The 17,776-nt window shown below is 60.6% G+C and carries 13 protein-coding genes; 4 read left to right on the top strand and 9 right to left on the bottom strand.

Features of this window, described 5'->3' with window-relative positions; all coding sequences use genetic code 11:
• The first annotated feature begins 25 nt into the window (after positions 1-25).
• From J5M56_RS00455 to J5M56_RS00445, 3 genes are all read left to right on the top strand, one after another.
• The gene (locus J5M56_RS00455; protein ID WP_207868989.1) at positions 26-1,219 is read left to right on the top strand and encodes an HlyD family efflux transporter periplasmic adaptor subunit; all 1,194 of its coding nucleotides are present in this window, start codon (positions 26-28) and stop codon (positions 1,217-1,219) included.
• Entirely contained in the window at positions 1,216-2,751 is a 1,536-nt protein-coding gene (locus tag J5M56_RS00450) for a DHA2 family efflux MFS transporter permease subunit (protein WP_060479099.1), read from the top strand. Before J5M56_RS00455 ends, J5M56_RS00450 begins: the two co-directional genes overlap by 4 nt.
• Before the next feature lie 831 nt (positions 2,752-3,582).
• Positions 3,583-4,329 (top strand): SDR family oxidoreductase, encoded by a 747-nt coding sequence (locus J5M56_RS00445; protein ID WP_207868986.1) that lies wholly within the window; start codon positions 3,583-3,585, stop codon positions 4,327-4,329.
• Positions 4,330-4,338: 9 nt separating this feature from the next.
• Here the strand turns inward: J5M56_RS00445 and J5M56_RS00440 are convergent, their stop codons facing one another.
• The 7 genes from J5M56_RS00440 to J5M56_RS00410 all read right to left on the bottom strand — a co-directional run bounded on the left by J5M56_RS00440 (position 4,339) and on the right by J5M56_RS00410 (position 12,783).
• A complete protein-coding gene (locus tag J5M56_RS00440; RefSeq protein ID WP_207868984.1) occupies positions 4,339-6,402 on the bottom strand; it encodes a PAS domain-containing protein in 2,064 nt (687 codons plus the stop codon).
• Positions 6,403-6,465: 63 nt separating this feature from the next.
• Positions 6,466-8,058, bottom strand: a complete 1,593-nt coding sequence (locus tag J5M56_RS00435) for an ATP-binding protein (protein WP_207868982.1) — start codon at positions 8,056-8,058, stop codon at positions 6,466-6,468.
• 55 nt (positions 8,059-8,113) lie between these two features.
• Positions 8,114-9,523: a GntR family transcriptional regulator MpaR gene (mapR, locus tag J5M56_RS00430; RefSeq protein WP_186477042.1), complete on the bottom strand. Its 1,410-nt coding sequence runs from the start codon at positions 9,521-9,523 to the stop codon at positions 8,114-8,116.
• A 123-nt stretch (positions 9,524-9,646) separates the two neighbouring features.
• Positions 9,647-9,886, bottom strand: coding sequence for a DUF3203 family protein (locus J5M56_RS00425; RefSeq protein WP_060476615.1), 240 nt, complete (start codon positions 9,884-9,886; stop codon positions 9,647-9,649).
• 643 nt (positions 9,887-10,529) lie between these two features.
• On the bottom strand, positions 10,530-11,429 hold the full coding sequence (locus J5M56_RS00420) for a hydroxymethylglutaryl-CoA lyase (RefSeq protein WP_207868980.1): 900 nt from the start codon (positions 11,427-11,429) through the stop codon (positions 10,530-10,532).
• Positions 11,430-11,442: 13 nt separating this feature from the next.
• Positions 11,443-11,841, bottom strand: a complete 399-nt coding sequence (locus tag J5M56_RS00415; RefSeq protein ID WP_060476613.1) for a MerR family DNA-binding transcriptional regulator — start codon at positions 11,839-11,841, stop codon at positions 11,443-11,445.
• 54 nt (positions 11,842-11,895) lie between these two features.
• Positions 11,896-12,783 carry a helix-turn-helix domain-containing protein gene (locus J5M56_RS00410; protein ID WP_060476612.1) on the bottom strand — a complete coding sequence of 296 codons (888 nt, stop codon included), beginning with the start codon at positions 12,781-12,783 and terminating at the stop codon, positions 11,896-11,898.
• Positions 12,784-12,914: 131 nt separating this feature from the next.
• On the opposite strand from J5M56_RS00410, the gene pobA reads away from it, so the two are divergent.
• Complete coding sequence (gene pobA / locus J5M56_RS00405) at positions 12,915-14,102, top strand: 4-hydroxybenzoate 3-monooxygenase (RefSeq protein WP_186477045.1); 1,188 nt, start codon at positions 12,915-12,917, stop codon at positions 14,100-14,102.
• A 14-nt stretch (positions 14,103-14,116) separates the two neighbouring features.
• Here pobA and mrdA read toward each other — a convergent pair whose 3' ends face one another.
• Positions 14,117-16,009 (bottom strand): penicillin-binding protein 2, encoded by a 1,893-nt coding sequence (mrdA, locus tag J5M56_RS00400; protein ID WP_186477046.1) that lies wholly within the window; start codon positions 16,007-16,009, stop codon positions 14,117-14,119.
• A gap of 267 nt (positions 16,010-16,276) precedes the next feature.
• The gene (locus J5M56_RS00395) at positions 16,277-17,656 is read right to left on the bottom strand and encodes an 8-oxoguanine deaminase (RefSeq protein WP_207868978.1); all 1,380 of its coding nucleotides are present in this window, start codon (positions 17,654-17,656) and stop codon (positions 16,277-16,279) included.
• Positions 17,657-17,776: the final 120 nt, after the last annotated feature.

Below are 17,776 nucleotides of genomic sequence, written 5' to 3'. Positions count from 1 at the left end.
GTTTCGAATATTTCAAGGTACTGTCATGGCCACTTCCGCAGACACTGCAAACCCTCCGACCGACGCGCCAGCGCCGGGTAAACGCAAGGCCTGGCTGCTCGGCCTGTTGGTGTTGGTGCTGCTGGTCGGCGCCGGTACCTGGGCTTGGTACAGCCTGGTCGGGCGCTGGTATGAGAACACCGACGACGCCTACGTCAACGGCAACGTGGTGGAGATCACGCCATTGGTGACCGGTACCGTGATCAGCATTGGCGCCGACGATGGCGACCTGGTGCATGCTGGCCAGGTGCTGTTGCAGTTCGACCCTTCGGACAGTGAAGTGGCGCAGCAGGCTGCCGAGGCCAAGCTCGCGCGGACAGTGCGACAGGTCCGCGGCTTGTACAGCAATGTCGACTCGCTCAAGGCTCAGTTGCAAACGCGCCAGGCCGAGTTGCAGAAGGCTCACCAGGACTTCAACCGGCGCAAGGTACTGGCCGCCAGTGGCGCGATCGCGGCGGAAGAGCTGTCCCATGCCCGGGATGACCTGACCGTCGCCCAGGCCGCAGTCAACAGTGCGCGCCAGCAACTGAACACCAGCAGCGCACTGGTCGACGACACCGTGGTGTCCTCGCACCCTGAAGTGATGGCGGCTGCCGCTGATTTGCGCCAGGCCTACCTCGATCACGCCCGCACCACCTTGGTTGCCCCGGTAACCGGCTATGTCGCCAAGCGTACCGTGCAGCTTGGCCAGCGCCTGCAGCCGGGGACCGCTACCATGGCAGTGATCCCGCTGGATGAGGTGTGGATCGACGCCAATTTCAAAGAGACCCAGTTGCGCGACATGCGCATCGGTCAGCCGGTCGAGGTCAGCGCTGACTTGTACGGCAGCTCGGTCAAGTACAGCGGCACGGTCGACAGCCTAGGCGCCGGCACCGGGAGCGCCTTCGCGCTGCTGCCTGCGCAGAACGCCACCGGCAACTGGATCAAGATCGTCCAGCGGGTGCCGGTGCGCATTCACCTGAGCCCTGACCAACTCAAGGACCACCCCCTGCGCATTGGCCTGTCCACCGTCGTCGACGTGGACCTGCATGACCAGCGTGGCCCGACCCTGGCTCAGCAGCCTCCACAGCAGGCCAGCTACACCACGCAGGTGTACGACCGCCAGTTGGACGAGGCAGACCAGCTGATTGCCAGGCTGATTCACCAGAACAGTGCCGCCGGCAAGACGGTCGAGCGATGAGCAACGACGCGCCGGCCCAGTTCACCCCGCCGAGCCTGCTGCTGACCACCATTGGTCTGTCGCTGGCGACCTTCATGCAGGTGCTCGATACCACCATTGCCAACGTGGCGCTGCCGACCATTTCCGGCAACTTGGGTGTGAGCTACGAGCAGGGCACCTGGGTCATCACTTCGTTTGCAGTCAGTAATGCCATCGCCTTGCCGCTGACTGGTTGGCTGAGTCGGCGCTTTGGCGAGGTCAAGCTGTTCATCTGGGCGACGTTGTTGTTCGTGCTGGCCTCGTTTCTGTGCGGCATCGCCCAGTCGATGCCTGAGCTGGTGGGCTTTCGGGTGTTGCAAGGTGTGGTGGCAGGGCCCTTGTATCCCATGACCCAGACTCTGCTGATTGCGGTTTACCCACCCGCCAAGCGCGGTATGGCCCTGGCATTGCTGGCGATGGTTACGGTGGTGGCGCCGATCGCGGGTCCCATATTGGGCGGCTGGATCACCGACAGTTACAGCTGGCCGTGGATCTTCTTCATCAACGTACCGATCGGCCTGTTCGCAGCTGCCGTGGTGCGCCAGCAGATGCGCGCCCGGCCAGTGGTCACCAGCCGCCAGCCGATGGACTACATCGGCCTGTTGACGTTGATCGTGGGTGTGGGCGCGCTGCAAGTGGTGCTGGACAAGGGTAATGACCTGGACTGGTTCGAGTCGTCGTTCATCATTATTGGCAGCCTGATTTCGGTGGTCTTTCTGGCGATTTTCGTCATTTGGGAGCTCACCGACCGTCATCCGGTGGTCAATCTGCGCCTGTTCGTGCACCGCAACTTTCGGGTCGGCACCATCGTACTGGTGGGGGGCTACGCGGGTTTTTTCGGCATCAACCTGATCTTGCCTCAGTGGCTGCAGACACAGATGGGCTATACAGCCACCTGGGCGGGGTTGGCGGTGGCGCCGATTGGTGTGCTGCCGGTGATCATGTCGCCTTTCGTAGGCAAGTATGCGCATCGCTTCGACCTGCGGGTGCTGGCGGGCCTGGCGTTTCTGGCCATTGGCACCAGTTGCTTCATGCGGGCGGGGTTCACCAGCGAGGTGGACTTCCAGCACATTGCCCTGGTGCAGTTGTTCATGGGTATTGGTGTGGCGCTGTTTTTCATGCCGACCTTGAGCATCCTGCTGTCGGACCTGCCGCCGCAGCAGATTGCCGATGGGTCGGGGCTGGCGACCTTCCTGCGTACGTTGGGCGGCAGCTTTGCTGCGTCGTTGACGACTTGGATCTGGATTCGCCGGGCGGATCAGCATCATGCCTACCTGAGCGAGCACATCAGCCAGTTCGACCCGGCGACGAGGCATACGCTTGAGCAGTTGGGCGGGGCCAGCACGCAGAACTACGCGCAGCTTGAGCAGATCGTCAATGCCCAGGCATACATGATGTCGACGGTGGATTATTTCACCTTGATGACGTGGGTGTTTGCTGGGTTGATCTTGCTGGTATGGCTGGCCAAGCCGCCGTTTACGGCCAAGGCAGGGCCGGCTTCGGCGGGGCATTGATGAGGTAGCTGTCCTCTCGCTCTAGCGCTCGTTGTTGATTTTACTGTTGCTGTTGCTGTTGCTGTTGCTGTTGCTGTTGCTGTTGCTGTTGCTTTGGCTTCTAAGCGCGCGATAGTTCAGGCGACACAGAGTGCGACTTCAGGAGGCCGAACGCAGGCGTCTGGAGGGCCAGGGTGCGTAGCACCCCTTCGGCGTAGCCGAAGGCGCGAGATGTAGACTTGCGTAGCAAGTCGTAGGCCGCGCGGGCCCGGAAGGCGCCGGAGTGAGGGGACCCCGGAGCGAAGCGGAGGGGCCGGATGATGGGAGCGGGGGTTTTTGCCTACTTTTTGCCCAGTCAAAAAGTAGGTCGCCGTAAAGGCGAAAAGCGTATTCCGCGCCACCATGGCAAATGAATGTAACCCTGATTTGAAAGCCCAAAGCCCAAAGCCCAAAGCCCAAAGCCCAAAGCCCAAAGCCCAAAGCCCAAAGCCCAAAGCTAGAGCGCGATGGTTTTGGCTGACGCCTGCGCTCGGCCTCCTGAAGTCGCCTTTCGCGTTGTCTGAGCTATCGCGCGCTTAGAAGCAAGAGCAAGAGCTGAATGTCAGGGTGCAAAGCGTCAGGCAGCGCGGCTTGGTGGGTCTGATCATCCTGTTGTCCTTGGCGCAATGAGGCTCGTTGATTCAATCCAGGCCTACGCCCATAAATTGAATACCTCGCGCAAAGCATCCCGGCACCTGTTCGCAATCAAACCCACAAATGCGCGCAGTGGTTTGTCTAACCGGATCGCTCATTCCATTGGCGCGGCTTTTGACCTATTGTCGAATCACCGTTCTTGAACCACTCCAAACCACTATGCACAACGTCATCGTCATAACCGGTGCCAGTCGCGGCATCGGCGCCGCCACTGCCTTGCAGGCCGCCCGCGAGGGCTATCGCGTCTGCATCAACTACCATGCTGACGAAAAGGCTGCCGAACATACCCTCGCTCAGGTGCGCGCACTGGGGGCCGTGGCCATCGCCGTGCGCGCCAACGCCTGCGTCGAGGACGAAGTGGTGCATCTGTTCCAGCGCGTCGACCAAGCACTGGGGCCTGTGACCGCGTTGGTCAACAATGCTGGCACCATCGGCCAGCAGAGCCGGCTTGAGGGCATGTCCGAGTTCCGGCTGCTTGAGGTGATGAAGACCAATGTCGTCGGGCCGATGCTGTGTGCCAAGCACGCCTTGTTGCGCATGGCCCGGCGCCACGGCGGGCACGGCGGTGCCATCGTCAATGTGTCGTCGGTTGCCGCGCGCCTGGGCTCACCCAACGAGTATGTCGATTATGCTGCCTCCAAAGGCGCGCTGGACACCTTCACCTTGGGCCTGGCCAAGGAAGTGGCGGGCGAGGGCGTGCGGGTCAATGGCGTGCGGCCGGGTTACATCCATACCGGCTTTCACGCATTGTCCGGTGATGCTGAGCGCGTCAGCAAGCTTGAAGCGAGCCTGCCCATGGGGCGCGGCGGCCGCGCTGAGGAAGTCGCCGAGGCAATCCTCTGGTTGCTTTCGGACAAGGCCTCTTATTCCACCGGCAGTTTTATCGACCTGGGCGGAGGGCGTTGATTGCCACCGTCAGCACACTTCGTTTTCCAGCAAATGGCCCACACGCTCAGCTAGCGCATGAAGCTCGAAAGGCTTGGTCAGTATGCTGGTGCCCGGCAGCAGCTGGCCGTCACCCAGCGCTGCACTTTCATCGTAGCCGGTGATGAAAAGCACCTTGAGTTGCGGAAAGATTTGCCGGCAGCGCTCGGCAACCTGGTGGCCATTGAGGCCTTCGGGCAGGCCGATATCGCTAAGCAGCAGGTCAGGTTGCTCGCACTTGTGCATATGCGCCAGCGCGGCAGCGCCATTTTCGAAGGCTTCGACCTCATAACCCAGCTCCTTCAGCGCTTCCCCGACGACCAGGCGCAATGCCGCCTGGTCCTCTACCAGCACGATCCGTTGGCCGCTCGGGTGGCTGTTGGCCGCCGTCTTGCCAGGATTCGGTCGGATAGGCGCTGCAGGCTGCTCGTGGTGGCGCGGTAGATACAACTCGACACGCGTGCCCTGGCCGGGGGAGGAGAGCAGGCGTAACTGGCCACCCGATTGACGCACGAACCCATAGGTCATCGACAACCCAAGGCCGGTGCCCCGGCCTGGTGGTTTGGTGGAGAAGAACGGGTCGATTGCACGCGCTGCTACCGCTTCGCTCATCCCGTGACCGGTGTCGGTCACGCTCAGGCGCACGTAATCGCCAGCGGGCATCCCCAGCGGTTGAGCCTGCTCGCTGTCCAGGCTGATGTTATCGCCGCGAATATCGATGGTCCCGCCCGCTGGCATGGCGTCGCGGGCGTTGATGCAAAGGTTCAGTAAAGCGCTTTCCAGTTGCGGGGGGTCGATATAGGTCGGCCACAAATCGTTGACGAATTCACTGCGCAAGGAGATCGCATGGCTGATAACCGGCCGCACCAACGCTTGCATGCTATTGACCAGAACGGCAACGTCGGTCGCAAGCGGTTGCAAGGTCTGCTGGCGAGAGAAAGCCAGCAATCGGTGCACCAGCGCAGACGCACGTTGTGCCGACTGGCAGGAAAGTTCCAGCAGGGGCGCTAGGGCTGCGTAGCGCTGCTGATCGAGGCGCCGCTGCATCAGCTCCTGGGCGTTGATGATGCCGCCAAGCAGGTTGTTGAAGTCATGTGCGATGCCGCCGCTGAGCTGGCCTACGGCTTCCATTTTCTGCGCCTGCCGCAATGCCTGCTCTGCATTGGCCAAGCGTTGCTGCTCCTTGACCCGCTCAGTGATGTCATAGGCGAACAGGTAGGCGGCCTGCACGTTACCGTCATGGTCACGCAATGCGTTGAAATGCAGTTCGTAGGGGCGTTGAGCGAAAGTGCCTGTTTCGATGAATTGCTCACCAGCCAACGCCCTCTGCCATAGCGGCAGCACCAAGTCGCGTTCGTCCGGGTGGTCATTCAAGAAAGCCGGCAGCGAATCGCCAACTTCAGGCACACTGCCGTACATCGTTTGAAAATCCTGCCGGGCCTGGCGGTTGATCGCCAGCCAGCGCATCTGCATATCGATCACATAGACATTGCTGGTGCCGTGGTCTATCAATTCGGCGAACAGGCGGCGTTCAGCCAGTGCTGCGCTGATCCGTTGCTCAAGCTCATCGTTGAGCTGGCGCAGTGCAAGCTCCGCCTTGCGGCGCTCGGTCACGTCCTTGAACAGCACCGCAACCTGGCGCCGCTGGGCCGGCTCCACGCGAAACGTGGTGATCGACAGTACACGCCCGGTGGCCACCAGTTCCTGTTCGAACTGCAAAGGCTGGCCTGTGCGCAGTACCGCACCGTAGCGAGCGATCCAGTCATCGGCCTCTTCGGGAACCATCTCGCGCAGTTTCTGCCCGACCACGTTGGGAATGCCGGCATGCTTGGCATAAGCGGCGTTTGCCATCACGTGGACGTAATCGCTCAGCGGGCCATGGGGGCCATCGAAGAACTCGATGATGCAAAACCCTTCATCCATGGTGTCGAACAGAAACCGATAGATGGCAAGATCGTGATCCTGATGTTGCCGCAGCTGACTTTCCAATTGCTGGTTACGCAGGCTCAGGGTTTCGATTTCTTGGCGCAGAGCGATCAAGTCGCGGTGAGGCATGTCGACGTCCGACAGATGAAAGTGAGTAGACTTTACCTGCCTAGTGGGCAGCCGCCTAGCAACCTACCGGGGCAGGTATCGTTTTTTTAGCAACTTTTCAACGTGCTGGCTCAGCGCAGCCAGTTCGAACGGTTTATAAAGCACGTCACAGTATGGATCGGGGCGTACATTGACTCGACTGCTGGCAGAGCTGGTGATGAACAGCACCAGTACACATTCAGGCCTTTTTTGGCAGGCCGCTGCAACCTGGTAACCATCGATACCGCCGGGCAGGCTGATGTCGGTGATCAACAGGTCAGGACGCAAGCCGCCGCGTAGCGCTTCCAGTGCGCTATAGCCATCGCTGAAGCTGTGCACCTGATGCCCTTGCTCCTCCAATACCTCACAGATCAGCATCCGCTGCACGGCCTGGCCCTCGACGACCATGACCGTTTGTGGCTGCCCATCGGTGTGCGCGCTTGCCTGGCTGGCAGCCCGTGGTAGGTACAGGTGAACGCAGGTGCCTTGCTCGGGGTTGCTAGTGATACGTACTTGCCCCCCGGATTGACGGACGAAGCCATAGACGATCGACAGCCCAAGGCCAGAGCCCTGGCCAGCAGGTTTGGTGGTGAAGAAGGGGTCGAATGCTCGTTGCAAGACCTCTGCAGGCATGCCGGTACCACTGTCGCTGACGCTGACGTGAAGATACGAGCCGCTTGGCAGTTCCAGCGCCTGAGCCTGCGCCTGATCGAGCAAGGTGTTATCACTGGCCAGAAGCACAGTGCCGCCAGATGGCATGGCATCGCGAGCATTGATGCACAGATTGAGCAGCGTGTTCTCCAGTTGATTGGGATCTATCAGGACCGGCCAATGCTCCTGCTGGGTCTGGTCGATGAACGTAATGCGTGTTCCAAGCGAGCTGGCAATCAGCTCATGCATGCCGGCGACCAGTTGATGTACGTTCACCAGCTGAGGTGCAAGGGTCTGCTGGCGCGAGAATGCCAGCAGGCGTTGCACCAGAGAAGCCGCGCGTAGCGCGTTCTGCCGGGCCACGCCCAGCAGCCGGGTGGTATCCAGGTAACGTTGCTCGTCTTGGTGCTGCTCGGCCATTTCCAGAGCACCGAGAATCCCGCCAAGCAGATTGTTGAAATCGTGAGCGATACCACCAGTCAATTGGCCGACCGCTTCCATCTTTTGCGACTGATATAGCGCTTCTTCGATCTTGCGCATACGCGCCTGCTCGGCAACGCGCTCACTGATGTCATAGGCAAACAGCGACCCTCCCAGCATTCCATGCTCAGGATCACGCAATGCGTTATAGATGATCTGGTAGTGGCGCAGGTCATCGGCAGGGCCGAGTGCGATGCTTTCGGTAAACGGCTGACCAGCCACCATCCGGGGTATGAAGGGCTGCATCAAAGCGGCAAGGTCAGGGTGTCGCGTGATCCACTGTAGAAGGTTATCCCCGACCTGCGGCACCATACTGCGTACTCGCTGGAAGGTTTGCTGGGCTGTGCGGTTGATTGCCAACAGTCGGAACTCGCGGTCAAAGGCGAATACATTGGCCAAGCTGTGGTCGATCAACTCCGCTAGCAGCTTGCTGGTGGCCTGGGAGGAGTCGCTGCATTGGCGTGCACCTTGTGTGGCGGTGCAGGAGGTCGGATCATCAGATGGCATGGTGCTGGCTCGCTGTTCGTCCAACAACTATAGCCACACAGAGCTGGATGCAGGTTCAAAACGAACGAATGATCTGGCCTAGCGTGGCCATTGCGTTCTCAGCCGCCTCGTTCCACGGTGAGCCATAGTTCAGCCTTATGCAGTTGCCAAAACGCCGGGTCGGCGAAAAGATCGGCCCCGGAGCGATGCTGATACCTTGAGCCAGAGCCATGTGAAATAACTTCAAGGCATCGATTTGTTCAGGCAGCTCCAGCCACAGGAAGTAGCCGCCGCAAGGTTGGCTGACACGGGTCTGCGACGGAAAGTGACGGACAATGGCGGCCAGCATGCTGGCCTGCTGGCCCTCCAGGGCGTAGCGCAACTTGCGCAAGTGGCGATCGTAGCCTCCGTGTTGCAGGTAGTCTGCGATGGCTGCCTGGGCCGGCATCGAGGCGCAGAGTGAGGTCATCAGCTTCAGCCGCTCGATCTTCTGAGCGAAGCGGCCAGCGGCTACCCAGCCGATCCGATAACCGGGTGCCAGGCTTTTGGCGAAAGAGCCGCAGTGCATGACCAGGCCTTGGGTGTCGAATGCCTTGGCAGGTTTGGGGGCTTGCTGCGAGTAGTACAGTTCGGCGTAGACATCGTCTTCGATCAGAGGTACCTGATGGCGATTGAGCAGTTCGACCAAGGCCTGTTTCTTCGCCTCAGGCATGCTTGCGCCCACTGGGTTTTGGAAGTTGGTCATGCACCACACCGCCTTGATCGGATGCTTGTCCAGGGTGTGCGCCAGCGCTGTGAGGTCCATGCCTTCGCGCGGGTGTACTGGAATCTCCACGGCCTTGAGCTTGAGCCGTTCCAGTATTTGCAGGCAGGCGTAGAAGGCCGGTGCCTCGATGGCCACCAGGTCGCCGGGCTCTGTGACAGCTTGCAGGCAGAGGTTCAACGCTTCCAGCGCGCCATTGGTGATCAAAAGCTCTTCGATGGGCAACATCAACCCACCCACCATGTAACGCAGGGCGATCTGTCGACGCAGCTGCGGGTTGCCCGGTGACAGGTCGGTGACCACCATGCGTGGGTCCATGGCACGGCTGGCACTGGCCAGGGAGCGTGCCAGACGCTGCAATGGGAACAAAAGGGGGCTGGGAAACGCCGAGCCGAACGGTACGGTGCTCGGATCTTTGATCGAGTCGAGAATCGAGAACACCAGGCCACTGACGTCCACTTCGGTCGACTCGCTCAGTGGGGCAAGTGCCTGTGGTTCTTGGAACTGTCGTGGGGCATGGGCGTTGACGAAATAGCCTGAGCGCGGGCGCGCGCGAATCAGGCCTCGTCGTTCAAGCAGGTAGTAGGCCTGAAATACCGTTGAAGGGCTTACCCCGTGGGTCTGGCTGGCGTAGCGCACCGAGGGCACACGCTGACCAGGGGCCAGTACACCGCTGCGGATCAGTTCGGCAATGTCCTCGGCAAAGCGTTCGTAACGTTTCATGGGTGTTCGGCAGGCCAGGTGGTTGAGGCAAGAAACACACTATGCCTGCCAAACGGGTTCCAGCACAGACTCAGCTTGGGCGACAAAATCCATATCAGAATTCGGCCTTGGACGGCTAAAGCTTCAGATTACTGAGCCTGGCGTGCTGGCCTTGAGGTGCCTGCGGTTGTCCACCGCACCTGCTACGGTCAATGCATCGGCTTCGAGTTCGGTGATCGGGAAGCGCTCACCGGCGAGGACGGCCACGGACATGCGCAATTGGGCGTCGGTGACGATTTCGATTTCGTGGCCTTTGCCTTCGATGCGCAGTTTGTCGCCAATGAGGGTGCAGCGCTGAGTACTCTCTTCAATCTCGATGGGCATGATCGGGTCTCCTGTGCAGTTACAGGGTCTGACCGCGGGCACCGGCTGGTTGCTGCATCGCGAATGCCAAATGGCGCAGAAGGGCAGTGAAAGGTGGGGGGGAAAGCACTGAGGGGAGCCGAAGCTCCCCTCAAAGCAATGTTGCCTGCTCTTTTTTATTATTGAGGCCAGCCTTTTGTTGTTTTTGTAGGCCAACCTTGATGTCACGTGCGACCCCCATCCGGGGTCAAGAGCAAACGTATTTTTTTGAGCGCTGACCTGCTTTCATCCTGTGGATCCGAAACTGGCTGCCGCTACCTCAAGGTAGTTTTATTGTTGTGTGCCAGCGCGCGGGGTAACCCCCTGAAAAGCCTGTCGACTCCAAAAAAATCTGCTTGCTGCGCCTCTGCCGTGTTGTTCTTGTTATGTCAGAGCCGTTGCATGTTGTTTTTATTGGTTGTCGCGTTTTTCTTGTTTTTGTACCAGTAATAAAGCAGGTGCCGTGCCAACTTTTGAAAGTACTTTAAAATCAATGGGTTAAGACTTTTCAGCTGAAGCGAACAGCCCAAGTATTTGTCGATTTGTTTCTCTGTTACCCGATTTTCTGCTGAAAATTGTGGGGGAGGTAACACTCACCCACACTCATGTGACACTGGAATGAAACTCATCCTGCGCTACGCGCACGGGCTACCCGCGAACCATTGGCCCGCCCCAGCACGGTACTGATGCGCTGGCCGGCGGCGATCAACCGTTCAAGGTCGATGCCGGTTTCGATGCCCAGGCCCTGCAGCAGATAAAGCACGTCCTCGGTGGCGATATTGCCCGTGGCACCTTTGGCGTAAGGGCAGCCACCCAAGCCCGCGACCGAACTGTCGAAGACACTGATCCCCTCGAGCAAGCTGGCGTAGACGTTGGCCAGCGCTTGGCCATAGGTGTCGTGAAAGTGGCCGGCCAATTGCGCGCGAGGCACCACTGCCGAAACCACCTCGAACAGCCGCCGCGTGTCGCCCGCCGTCCCAGTACCGATGGTGTCCCCCAGCGACACCTCGTAGCAGCCCATCTCATGGAGGGCCTTGGCCACCGGCGCCACCTGCTCGGCGCGGACCTTGCCTTCATAAGGGCAGCCCAGCACGCAGGAGACGTACCCGCGCATCCGTACACCGTGCTCAAGTGCGGCGTTCATGATTGGCTCGAAGCGTTGCAGGCTATCGCTGATAGAGCAGTTGATGTTGCGTTGGGAGAACGCTTCGGAAGCTGCTGCGAACACTGCCACTTCCTTCACCCCAGCCGCCACCGCGTCTTCGAAACCGCGCAAATTGGGCGCCAGTGCGGCATAGGTGACACCGGGGCGCTGGCGGATGCCGGCAAATACCTGCGCGGAGCCTGCCATCTGCGGCACCCATTTGGGCGAGACGAAACTGCCGACTTCGATGTAGCTGACCCCGGCGTCTGTCAGGTCATCGACCAGCCGTACCTTGTCGGCTACATCGATGGGTTGAGCTTCATTCTGCAGACCGTCTCGTGGGCCGACTTCGACCAGACGGACTGTTGTAGGCATAGCCATGGTGATCTTCCTGTCAGCGTTTTGCGTGAGTGTTCAAGGTGGCTGCCAGGGCCTGCTCGCAGCGCTCCTGTGCGGTGTCCAGTTCCAGCTGCATTTGATGGATGTCGAGCATTTGCTGTTCAAGCTGGGCGCGACGTTCGGCGATCTTCGCCAGCATGCTGTTGAGCTGCTTGAGGTTGCCGCTGCTGGGGTCGTACAACTCGATCAGCTCACGGCATTCGGCCAGTGAAAAGCCAATGCGCTTGCCACGCAGAATAAGCTTGAGGCTGACCTTGTCACGGGCCGAGTAGATGCGTTCCAGCCCACGCCGCTCGGGGCTCAGCAGGCCTTGTTCCTCGTAGAAGCGGATAGCGCGTGTGGTGATGTCCAGCTCACGGGAAAGGTCGGAGATGCTATAGGTTTGGCTGCTCATGCTCGGGCTCGGCGTAGGGTATGGCGGTATCCTGAAGGCGCGTTGACGTATACGTCAAGCAGATCGGTGGTCGTCCCCCGCGCGGCGGTAGGCGTGAGGCGTCTGCCCACTCAGCCGCTTGAAAAAACGGGAGAAGTAAGTGGGGTCGCTGAATCCCAAACTGTCCGACAGCTGCCCGATGCTCATGCGCGTATAGATCAGGTTGCGCCGCGCCTCCAGCAACAGGCGCTGGTGCATCACCTGTAACGCCGTCTGCCCGCTCAGTCTGCGGCACAGCTGGTTCAGTTGCAGGCTGGAGATATTCAGGCGTGCGGCGAACGCCTCCACTGACAGGTGTTCGCGATAATGCGCCTCGACCAGGCGTAAGTACTGCCCGAGCAGGTGCCGATCACGCTCGTCGCGGTTGCGTGGAGCCTCGCTAGGCTGTGGGCGCCGGCTGATCCATACCATCAGCGCCGTGACCAGCGCTTGGAGCATGGTCGCCCGTGACGAAGCATTGCCTTGGTATTCGTGCTGCAGGGTATCGATCAGCCCCCGCAGCAGTACGCGATCTCTACCCAGCGGGTAACACGCCGCTTTCGCCAGCACCCCCAGTGGCGCCCCCAGGCGTTGTTCCAGCTCGGCGACCAGCGTAGTGCCGAAGGTCAAAACATGGCCCTGGATATCGGTACTGAAGCGAAAACCGTGCACGGTCAATGGCGGCACCACCTGGACTGCCGCCGCGCTGATGCGGCTGCGCATGCCCTCAATCTCCACCTGCACCTGGCCGCGTTGCACATACAGCAGCTGAAACAGCTCGGCATGTTGGTGCGGCTTGATCTCCCAATGATGGAGGCTGCTGCGTGCCGATATTGGCTCGCAGTGCAGCAGGTCGGTGCCAGGCCATTGGTGGTTCTCGCCATATAACTGAAACAAGGGTACGCCGGGGAGGGAGGACTTCATCGCAGAATTTGCCTGTGCGCTAATCGAACAGATTTTGTAAAAGTGCATTTTTCTCATCTGATTTCACATTTTATTGCCGGTTAATGCCAGTAAAAATGCAAGGGCTACCCGTTAATAACGAGATAAGAACAATGAACACTCAAGTTGCGATCATAGGCGCGGGCCCTTCTGGCCTGCTGCTGGGTCAGTTGCTGCACAAGGCCGGAATCGACACGGTCATTCTCGAACGCCAGACACCTGACTATGTGCTGGGCAGGATCCGGGCCGGAGTGCTCGAGCAGGGTACCGTCGACCTGCTGCGCGAAGCGGGCGTGGCCGAACGGATGGACCGGGAAGGGCTGGTTCATGAGGGGGTCGAGTTGTTGGTCGCTGGCCGGCGTCAGCGTCTGGACTTGAAAGGCCTTACCGGTGGCAAGACGGTGATGGTCTACGGCCAGACCGAAGTCACCCGGGACCTGATGCAGGCCCGTGAAAGCAGTGGTGCACCGATCATCTACGCTGCCGAAAATGTGCAGCCCCATGACCTCAAGGGCGAGCGGCCTTATGTCACGTTTGAAAAGGCCGGCCAGGCCTATCGCCTGGACTGTGACTATATCGCCGGCTGCGACGGTTTTCATGGCGTGTCACGCAAGAGCATTCCCGAAGGAGTGCTCAAGGAATATGAACGGGTCTACCCATTCGGCTGGCTGGGCCTGTTGTCCGACACTCCACCGGTCAATCACGAACTGATCTACGCCCATCACGTGCGCGGCTTTTCCCTGTGCAGCCAGCGTTCGCAGACCCGCAGTCGCTACTACCTGCAGGTCCCTTTGGATGAAAAGGTCGAGGACTGGTCCGATCAGCGGTTCTGGGACGAGCTCAAGGCACGCCTGCCTGAAGATGTGGCGCAGCAGCTGGTCACTGGGCCTGCGCTGGAAAAAAGCATCGCGCCGCTGCGCAGCCTGGTGGTTGAACCGATGCAATATGGTCATCTGTTCCTGGTGGGCGACGCGGCGCACATCGTGCCGCCCACGGGTGCCAAAGGCCTTAACCTGGCGGCCTCCGATGTCAATTATCTGTACCGGATACTGGTCAAGGTTTACCGCGAGGGGCGCACCGACCTGCTGGAGCAGTATTCGCCGCTTGCTCTGCGGCGGGTGTGGAAGGGGGAGCGCTTCAGTTGGTTCATGACCCAGTTGCTGCATGACTTTGGTGAGCACAAGGATGCGTGGGACCGAAAGATGCAAGAAGCCGACCGCGAGTACTTCCTGACCTCGCCGGCGGGGTTGGCGAACATCGCCGAAAACTACGTGGGGTTGCCGTACGAAGAGGTGGCCTGAGGCCACGGGGTGCGTCAGCCGTGAGGCGCGGCCTTGGCCACAGGGGTGCCGGCATACTGAGGTTTGAGGTGGCCCTGATCATCGAGCAGGTAAGCATCCATGACTTCGCGCACCACTGGCCCTGCCACACGGCCGCCAGCCTCGCCGTTCTCGATCATCACCGCGACCACTACGCTGGGATGGTCGGCCGGGGCAAAACCGACGAACAGCGCATTGTCACGGTGCCTTTCGAGGGTCTTGTTGCGGTTGTAGCGCTCACCCTGCTTGATCGCTACCACCTGCGCCGTGCCGCTTTTGCCGGCAATCCGGTACTGAGCGCCGGCCGCAGCCGCACGGGCGATGCCGCGCGGGTCGTGCATCACCATCTGCATACCGACATTGACCTGGTCCCAGGCATGTTTGTCGTGCAGCACGATGTCGGGCATCGGGTTGGGGTCGATTGGGGTCTGACCGCCGACGGTCATGGCCAGGTGCGGGCGGTGCCACACGCCTTTGCTGGCCAGCAGGCTGGTGGCCTGAGCCAGTTGTAGTGGCGTGACTTGCATGTAGCCTTGGCCGATGCCGAGGATCAGCGTTTCACCCGGATACCAGGCCTGACGGCGGGTGGCGCGTTTCCAGGCTTGCGAGGGCATCAGCCCAGGGGCCTCTTCGAACATGTCCAGCGAAACCTTCTGGCCAAGGCCGAACTCGGCCATATAGTCGTGCAGGCGGTCGATGCCGAGCTTGTGTGCCAGGTCGTAGAAGTAGGTGTCGTTGGAGCGCATGATGGCTGTGTACATGTCAACCCAGCCATCGCCGCTGTGGTTCCAGTTGCGGTACTTGTGGTCGTAGTTGGGCAGCTCGTAGTATCCAGGGTCGAACACCCGGCTGCCTGGGGTGATGACACCGCTGTCCAGGCCGGCGATGGCGACCTCGGGTTTGACCGTCGAGCCGGGCGCATACAAACCCCGCAGCACGCGGTTGAACAGCGGCCGATCGATCGAGTCGCGCAGCGCGGCATATTGCTTGAAACTGATGCCCTTGACGAACAAGTTGGGGTCGAAGCTGGGGTTGCTCACCATCGCCAGGACATCACCATTGGCCGGGTCCAGTACTACCACTGCGCCGCGGCGATCGCCCAAGGCCTTTTCGGCGGCTAGCTGCAGGTGCGCGTCAAGGCTGAGGATGATGTCTTTGCCAGGAATTGGGTCTTTGTGGTTGAGCACGCGCATCACCCGGCCCTGGGCGTTGGTTTCCACTTCTTCATAGCCTACGTGGCCATGCAGCTGGGCTTCGTAGAAATGCTCGATGCCGGTCTTGCCAATCGACTGAGTGCCCCGGTATTCGGTGCTGTCGAGGGTTTTGGCTTCTTTCTCGTTGATCCGTCCGACGTAGCCGACCGAATGGGCGAAATGTTCGGCCAGTGGGTATTCACGGATGAACTGCGGTTCCACGTCCAGCCCAGGCAAGCGGAACTGGTTGACGGCGATCAGGGCGATCTGTTCTTCGGTCAGCCCGACCATCAGGGTCACCGGCTCGAATGGCTTGCGGCCGCGACGCAGGTCTTTGTCGAACTGCTTGCGGTCGTCTTCACCCAAGCCAAGGATCTGCACCAGGCTATCGAGCACCTTGGCCGAATCGCCGGCGCGCTCGCGCGTCATGGTCAAATCGAAGCTGGGTTTGTTGTCGGCCAGCACCACGCCATTGCGGTCGTAGATCAGCCCGCGCTCAGGGGCAATGGGCAGCACGTGCACACGGTTGTTTTCCGAGACCGCGCTCTGTTGGTCGTGCTGCAGCACCTGCAGCACATACAGCCGACCGACCAGAACCGCGCACAGGCTGAACACCAGGGCGGCGCAGGCCAGGAGCCGGCGGTTGACCAGGTGTTTTTCCTTTTCGTGGTCCTTGAGCGGAATCGGTTGCGGCATGGGGGCTCTTTCGTCGCGGATGGGCCGCCAGGCGGCCTAAGGGCCGGCGATGCTACGCAACACCGTCCCTGGCCTCAAGGCGAGGGCGCCCGAGTGCGAGTCAAGCCTTGCCGATAAGCCCGGTATCACGGCGTTTGGGCCTGCATGAAGATTTGTTCATGCAGTGCCACGGCTGAGCCGGCCAGCGCCGGGAGAAGCCGACCCTGCCTGAGGCCATGGCCACCGGCGTGCCGGTCACCATGGCCAGTAGGATCAGGGCCGTTGAGGTTATTGACCGCTGACGAGCTGGTAGGCCAGCTGGTTGTGCCGTTCCAGTACACGCGGCAGGTCGATGGTTGTGATGCGGCCATCCTGGACCACGACCCGGCCATTGATCACGCTGGTATCGACGTGGGTCGGCGTGCAGAACACCAAGGCTGCCAGTGGGTCGTGCAGGGCGCCGGCATACGCCACGTGGCCCAGGTCGAAAGCGACGAAGTCGGCGATCATGCCCGGTGCCAATGCACCTATGTCGTTACGGTTCAGCACCTTGGCGCCGCCCAAGGTCGCGATCTCCAGGGCCTCACGTGCGGTCATCGCGTCAGGCCCGAAGCCGACACGCTGCAGCAGCAACGCCTGGCGAACCTCGCCGATCATGCTGGCGCCATCGTTGGAGGCTGAGCCGTCTACGCCCAAGCCTACTGCAACGCCGTGGTCACGCATCTTGCGAATTGGCGCGATGCCCGAGGCCAGGCGCATGTTCGAGCAGGGGCAGTGGGCAACACCGGTGCCGGTGCGCGCGAACAATTCGATACCGTGCTGGTCGAGCTGCACGCAGTGAGCATGCCACACATCATGGCCGACCCAGCCGAGGTCTTCTGCGTATTCGGCCGGGGTCATGCCGAACTTTTCACGGCTGTAGGCGATGTCGTTGACGTTTTCCGCCAAATGGGTGTGCAACGAAACCCCGTAATTGCGCGCCAGCACGGCAGCCTCGCGCATCAGGTCGCGGCTGACAGAGAACGGCGAGCATGGCGCCACCACCACGCGCAGCATCGAGCCGTGGCTGGCATCGTGATAATCCTCGATCAGGCGCTGGGACTCTTTGAGGATGTTGCTTTCCTTTTCCACCACCGAATCAGGTGGCAAGCCGCCTTGGCTACGACCAACGCTCATGCTGCCGCGCGCTGCGTGGAAACGCATGCCGATCTCGTTGGCTGCGTGGATGCTGTCGTCGAGCTTGCAGCCGTTGGGGTAGATGTACAGGTGGTCACTGGAGGTGGTGCAACCGGACAGGATCAGTTCGGCCATGGCCGTCTGAGTCGACACCGAAATCATCTCCGGCGTGAGCCGGGCCCAGATCGGGTACAGGTTGGTCAGCCAGTTGAACAGTTCACCGTCCTGCGCCGCCGGTACCACGCGGGTGAGGCTTTGGTACATATGATGGTGGGTGTTGACCAGCCCAGGGATGACCACCTTGCCGGCCATGTCCAGGATCACATCTGCGTCTTGGGGCAGCGTATCGCTTGGGCCGACCTGCTTGATTAGGTTGTCTTCGATGTACAGGCCGCCGCCTTTGATCTCGCGGCGTTCGCCGTCCATGGTGACCAACAGTGCAGCGTTCTTGACCAGGAGGGTCTTGGGGGTATGTTGCGAAGGAGCTTGCATGGCTTGTGCCTGGCACAATACGCAGCGACGATTGCCGATGTCGTAGGCGCACAGGTGGCCATGTAAGCAAAGTTTTAAATTCTTGTATACAGAAAAATGCCGGGGCCCGTAGGCCCCGAC

This window comes from Pseudomonas sp. 51_B, from assembly GCF_017491595.1.
In the GTDB taxonomy this organism is placed as follows: Bacteria; Pseudomonadota; Gammaproteobacteria; order Pseudomonadales; family Pseudomonadaceae; genus Aquipseudomonas; species Aquipseudomonas promysalinigenes.
This window is presented reverse-complemented; position numbering and strand designations above follow the sequence as displayed.